Origin of the sequence: Epilithonimonas hominis (assembly GCF_003730015.1) — a bacterium.
GTDB lineage: Bacteria > Bacteroidota > Bacteroidia > Flavobacteriales > Weeksellaceae > Epilithonimonas > Epilithonimonas hominis.
In genome coordinates this window covers 1-5,228 of sequence record NZ_RJTU01000040.1, presented here as the reverse complement: position 1 = coordinate 5,228, position 5,228 = coordinate 1, and the positions used below count along the sequence as shown (strand labels likewise).

The 5,228-nt window shown below is 35.7% G+C and carries 3 protein-coding genes and 1 pseudogene; 1 reads left to right on the top strand and 3 read right to left on the bottom strand.

Going from position 1 to position 5,228, the window contains the following annotated elements; translation table 11 throughout:
* Positions 1-47: 47 nt before the first annotated feature.
* The 3 genes from EGH73_RS06080 to EGH73_RS06070 all read right to left on the bottom strand — a co-directional run bounded on the left by EGH73_RS06080 (position 48) and on the right by EGH73_RS06070 (position 4,445).
* Positions 48-2,960 carry a M16 family metallopeptidase gene (locus EGH73_RS06080; protein ID WP_123281110.1) on the bottom strand — a complete coding sequence of 971 codons (2,913 nt, stop codon included), beginning with the start codon at positions 2,958-2,960 and terminating at the stop codon, positions 48-50.
* Between the two features lie 147 nt (positions 2,961-3,107).
* Complete coding sequence (locus EGH73_RS06075) at positions 3,108-3,785, bottom strand: type 1 glutamine amidotransferase domain-containing protein (protein ID WP_089769190.1); 678 nt, start codon at positions 3,783-3,785, stop codon at positions 3,108-3,110.
* Between the two features lie 90 nt (positions 3,786-3,875).
* Entirely contained in the window at positions 3,876-4,445 is a 570-nt protein-coding gene (locus EGH73_RS06070) for a Crp/Fnr family transcriptional regulator (RefSeq protein ID WP_123281109.1), read from the bottom strand.
* Between the two features lie 637 nt (positions 4,446-5,082).
* Between EGH73_RS06070 and EGH73_RS14470 the strand changes: the two are divergent.
* Positions 5,083-5,228: pseudogene (locus EGH73_RS14470) on the top strand (IS982 family transposase); the annotation flags it as partial.

Here is a 5,228-nt window from a genome sequence, read left to right as displayed (position 1 = left end):
CAGTTGTGAGACGGATTCTTCTCTTTTAACTTGATTTTTGACTTCAATTAGTAACCAAAAATTTCTTCTAAACTCACTTCTGTGAAAGTTCCCATCTTGTTGATAGAATCCATATCCAGGTTTTCTTTTTTCCCGATGATTGCTGTGTTGTATTGCAATGGCTTGATTTCGGTGTTGTAGAAATTAGTTAATTGAGGCAATGTCAAAGATTGGATTTCTGCATAGATTTCTTTTCTCACATCGTGATCTATTCCTAATTTTTTTAGAGATAACTGATTGTAATAAGTCACCGTTCTGTTGATTCTGTTAGATGCGATTTGTTTCAAAGCAGATCCTTTTGCATTCTCGAACTGAGCTGGGATTTGTGGTAATTCTGCCATCAAATCAGACATTGCAGAAACTGCTAAAGGCAATTTGTTTGCCTGAGTTCCGATGTAAGTTGTTACATAATTTGGATGGTTTTTCTCAGTTGCATTAGCATAAGAAACGTAAGCTGAATAAGCCAAAGACTTACTTTCTCTTATTTCCTGGAAAACGATAGAAGACAATCCACGTCCAAAATACTCGTTGAAAACACTTGCTTTCCCAAAGTTCGCTACATTCACATTGCCCGCTTTTGCCACTTTAGACATTTCCATCTGTACCATATCGTATGGCGTAAAATAGACTTTTCCAGCAGTTGCCGGTTCCGCATATTCTTTAGCTGGTGCAGGTTGTAATTTTGTATTAGCAATGTAAGGCTTCACCGCTTTCTCCAATCCTTTTTGATTTTCTCCGTAAAGGAAAACTTCATAAGGATATTCGTTCAATGTTTTGATTTTAGAAATCAATTCAGTCACGTTAATGCTTTTCAAACGCTCTTTAGAAATCACATCCGTCATTCTGGAGTCTTTACCAAATTTAGCATAGTTGGCCAACGCAGCCATAATTCTGTTTTTGTCTTTCTTCGCAACTTCTCTCGATTCCAAAATGGTGTTAACTGTTTGATCATAGATTGCTTGATCTGCTTTCACATTATTGATCCAATGATTCATCAGCTCTACTCCTTTTTTCATATTGCTTTCCAATCCGCTTAGTGCAATAATCATCTGATCGTTAGACGTTCTAAATTGATTGGTGATTCCCAGTTTGAAGAATTCTTCCTTCAACTGTTCTGGTGTGTATTTATCCGTTCCAAGATACTGAAGAACTGTTACCCCAAGTGCCAATTCCTTGTCATTATCTGTCCCGAACGGGAAAACATAATTTACCTGAGCTACTTCATTGTATTTATTTTTAATGAAGCTAACCTTCTTATCTTTGATTGTAGAAGTCGCAATAGCAGTTTTAAAATCAATAAATTCTGGCTTGATGTCAGAAGATTTTGTATTGATAATCTCTTTCAGGAAAGGTGATTGTGCTTCTCTATTCAATTTGATTGGTGTAATACCTGGATTTTCTACACGAACCAGTTTATCATTAACGCCTTTTTCTTTGTAAACAACTACGTAATTATCTTTGAAGAACTCATTCGCAAATTTCACAACATCCGCTTTAGTAATTGCTTCGTATTGGTTGATTTCGTCCAGTTCCTGCTCCCAAGTTCTGTTCCCAATATAAGTTGAATATAATGTTGTAGCCAATCCATCTGCCGTTTCCCAACGTTTCATTCTCTGAACTTTCAGATCGTTTACGATTGCATTTAGCATCCAGTCTGGGAATTGTCCTTTTTTAACCAAATCAATTTGTTCTAATAACAATTTCTTAGCTTCATCAAAGCTTTGCCCATCTTTTGGTACAACACTTAAAACAAATGCGCCATAATTTTTGAAAGGAGATTCATAAGCGCCAGCACCCAAGGTTTTTTGTTTTTGGTTAATGTTTAGGTCAATTAAACCTGCGTCTCCGCTGTTACTTAAAATTTCAGCAACTACATCAGCTAATCTCGCTTCCTGAGTTCCGTTAGAATCTGTTCTCCAAGCCATTGTCATTCTTGGTGTAGAAGGACTTTTCACAGTTCTGGAAACGATGCTTGTCATTGGCTCTTCAGAAACCATTTTCTTCATTGGTAATTCTTTGTACTTGAATGTTCCAAAGTACTGATCAACCATTTTAATAGTCTTGTCAAAATCCAAATCTCCAACCAAAACCACTGCCATATTATTAGGCACATAATAAGTATCGAAATATCTATGAATCGCTACCATAGAAGGGCTTTTCAAATGCTCCGAAGTACCGATTGTCGTTTGCTGACCGTTTGGATGTTTCGGGAAAAGCGCTTCCATCATGGCGTAGTTGACCAATCTGCCGTCGTTGTCCTGAGCACGGTTGTATTCTTCATAAACCGCTTCCAATTCTGTATGGAATAATCTAAGAACCAATTCGGAGAAACGTTCTTTTTCCACTTTTAGCCATTTTTCCAGTTCGTTGGATGGTATATTATTTTTATAAACCGTTTCGTCTAACCAAGTGTGAGCGTTAGTTCCAGTAGCTCCAAGAGAAGAGATCGCCTTGTCATATTCGTTAGCGATGGCATATTTGGAAGCTTCTTGAGAGACTTCATCAATTTTCTTGTATAATGCTTTTTTCTTTGCAGGATCTTTCTCGGCTTTGTGCTGCTCGTACAAATCAGAAATCTGGGCAAGCATTGCTTTCTCCTTTGCCCAATCACTGGTTCCTAACTTTGACGTTCCTTTGAAAACCATATGTTCCAAGTAATGTGCTAAACCTGTATTATCGCTTGGGTCGTTGTTAGAGCCCGTTCTTACAGGGATGTAAGTCTGGATTCTTGGCGCATCGTCATTTTTAGCTAGATAGACTTTTAGTCCGTTTTTCAAGGTGTAAACTCTTACGCCTGATTGATCATTTTTTACGGTTTCGTAAGTATAACCTTGATTATCTGTAGAGCTTTGTGTTTCAAATTTCTGTGCCATTGCATTCATCATTAATAATAGTGAAACTGAAATAAAAATTTTCTTCATATACTATATTTTATTTTTTTATTTTTTTTTGGGACGTAATTTACGTAACTATTTATTAGTTGGCAATTTTTCTGGATTGTTACTGATATCACCAATTAAAAAAGCACAGAAAAAATCTGTGCCTCTTTACGTAATCTGTGGATTTTTTTATAGCATCTTAAGAAGTTCTTCCGCTACTTTTTCGGAAGATGCCGGATTTTGTCCGGTAATTAACTTACCATCCACTACAGCGTAAGGTTGCCAATCTTCCACTTTGCTATATTCTCCGCCGTTCTGCTTCAGCATATCTTCTACCAAAAATGGAACTACATCTGTAAGCTGCACAGCCTCTTCTTCTGTATTGGTAAAGCCTGTTACTTTTTTACCGTTTACGAGATATTCCCCATCGATTTGTACATGTCTCAAAACACCTGGCGCGTGACAAACAAATGCCACAGGTTTGTCAGCTTTGTAAAAATCTGTGATTAATTGCTGAGAAATTTTATCTTCTGCAAGATCCCACAGTGGTCCGTGACCGCCAGGATAAAACACAGCATCATAATCTGCAGAATTGATTTCTGATAATACTTTAGTATTACGAAGCTTCTCCAGTAAAACTTTATCAGTATCCATTCTTCTAGTAGCATCAGTTTGCGCAGACGGATCCTCACTTTTCGGATCTATTGGCGGCTGTCCTCCTTTTGGAGTTGCGATGGTAATTTCCGCACCTTGATCCGCTAATACGTAATATGGTGCTGCAAGTTCTTCTGTCCAGAATCCTGTTTTAAGTCCTGTGTTTCCAAGATCTTCGTGACTTGTAACCACGAATAATATTTTTTTGTTCATTTTAATAATTTTTTAAATTTCTGTATACAAAATTGAGCCAAACTCATTTAAAATCACAGGACATAGATCACATAATTGTAGTGACACAAATCACAATTTCCGCGTTATGCGACTAAGAGTTTCTCTGGATACGCCAAGATATGACGCAATAATTGTTTTTGGAACACGTTGGATAAGCTTTGGATATTGAGCGGAAAGTTGCTCAAAGCGTTCTCTGGCATCCGTTGTAAGAAGGGATAATATTCTTTTCTGCAATGCCACATAACCCAAACTGTTTTTGATTCTGAAAAAATGCTCAACTTTGTGATTGTCTAAGCAAATCTTTTCAAAATCGTTTCTGGAAATAGCATACAGTTCAACATCTTCCAGACAATGGATGCTCGTGACCGATGGCACACCCGTATAAAAAGCCTGAAAATCAGAAATCCACCAGTTTTCCATCGCAAATTGAATGATATGTTCCTTTCCGTGGGTATCGATATAAGACGCTTTCAAAAGACCTTTGGTCACAAAATAAATATTGGTAATAGGCTCGTTCTCCTGAATCAGATATTGGTGTTTTTTCAGTTTTCTCAAATTAAAATAAGAAGCGAGCGTGGCAAACTCCTCGTCCGTCAACGGTATCAATTCCTCAAAATGTTTCCTTAGTTCCAAACTCATTAGTGTTGTCTTAGCTTTTTAGCCAAAGATAGGGATTGTTTGGTTTGATGAAATACTTAATGATTATCTTTCCTTAAAAATTCCACTTGTATCGTTTGTTTTTCCAAAACCAATGATCTTATTACCTTCTATTCTCATCTTTATTGAATCTGAAATTAGAATAATACCGTTTTGTTGTTATATGTACTTACCATTTAGAAAATTCCCTGATGAACCAGATGATAAACTATAACTCATATCAAACTTATTTCTCTTTTTATAACTATTGAGTTCAAACAAAGTATCATTACGCTTAAAACTCTAAACTGGATTGGCGCCTCATTTCATTTCCAAATGAATAATAAGTAATGATAGATGAAAGAATTGCGTTGATTACAAAAATACTTGTAAGCGACGTCTTTTTGATAAAAAAAGAAGGTAATGCCGATTAAAATATTAATTAAAAAAGCAATCGGAACTAAAACTATAATCGCAATAGCAATGCTAGGTTCAAGATTTTGATTTCTTAAATATAGAGAAATCAATAGGTAATCAACTATTACAAGAAAGATTAAAATAAACCCGTAGTGCATTATAAAAAAGGTTACTCATAATACGAAAATTTCGTATATTGTATTGACTACCAATCTAATACATCATGAATAACCTAGATGCAATTTACGATTTTATTTTAAAGGAATTAAGAAAATTAACCATCAAAGAAAATTTTTATTTCAAACCAATTAAACCAAAATTATCTGATTTAGAACTCATTGCAATAAATATTTCTGCAGAATATTTATC

Bases quoted from the DNA above. Each gene is read 5' to 3' on its own strand.
- EGH73_RS06080 (WP_123281110.1), bottom strand. From the start codon at position 2,960: ATGAAGAAAATTTTTATTTCAGTTTCACTATTATTAATGATGAATGCA.
- EGH73_RS06075 (WP_089769190.1), bottom strand. From the start codon at position 3,785: ATGAACAAAAAAATATTATTCGTGGTTACAAGTCACGAAGATCTTGGA.
- EGH73_RS06070 (WP_123281109.1), bottom strand. From the start codon at position 4,445: ATGAGTTTGGAACTAAGGAAACATTTTGAGGAATTGATACCGTTGACG.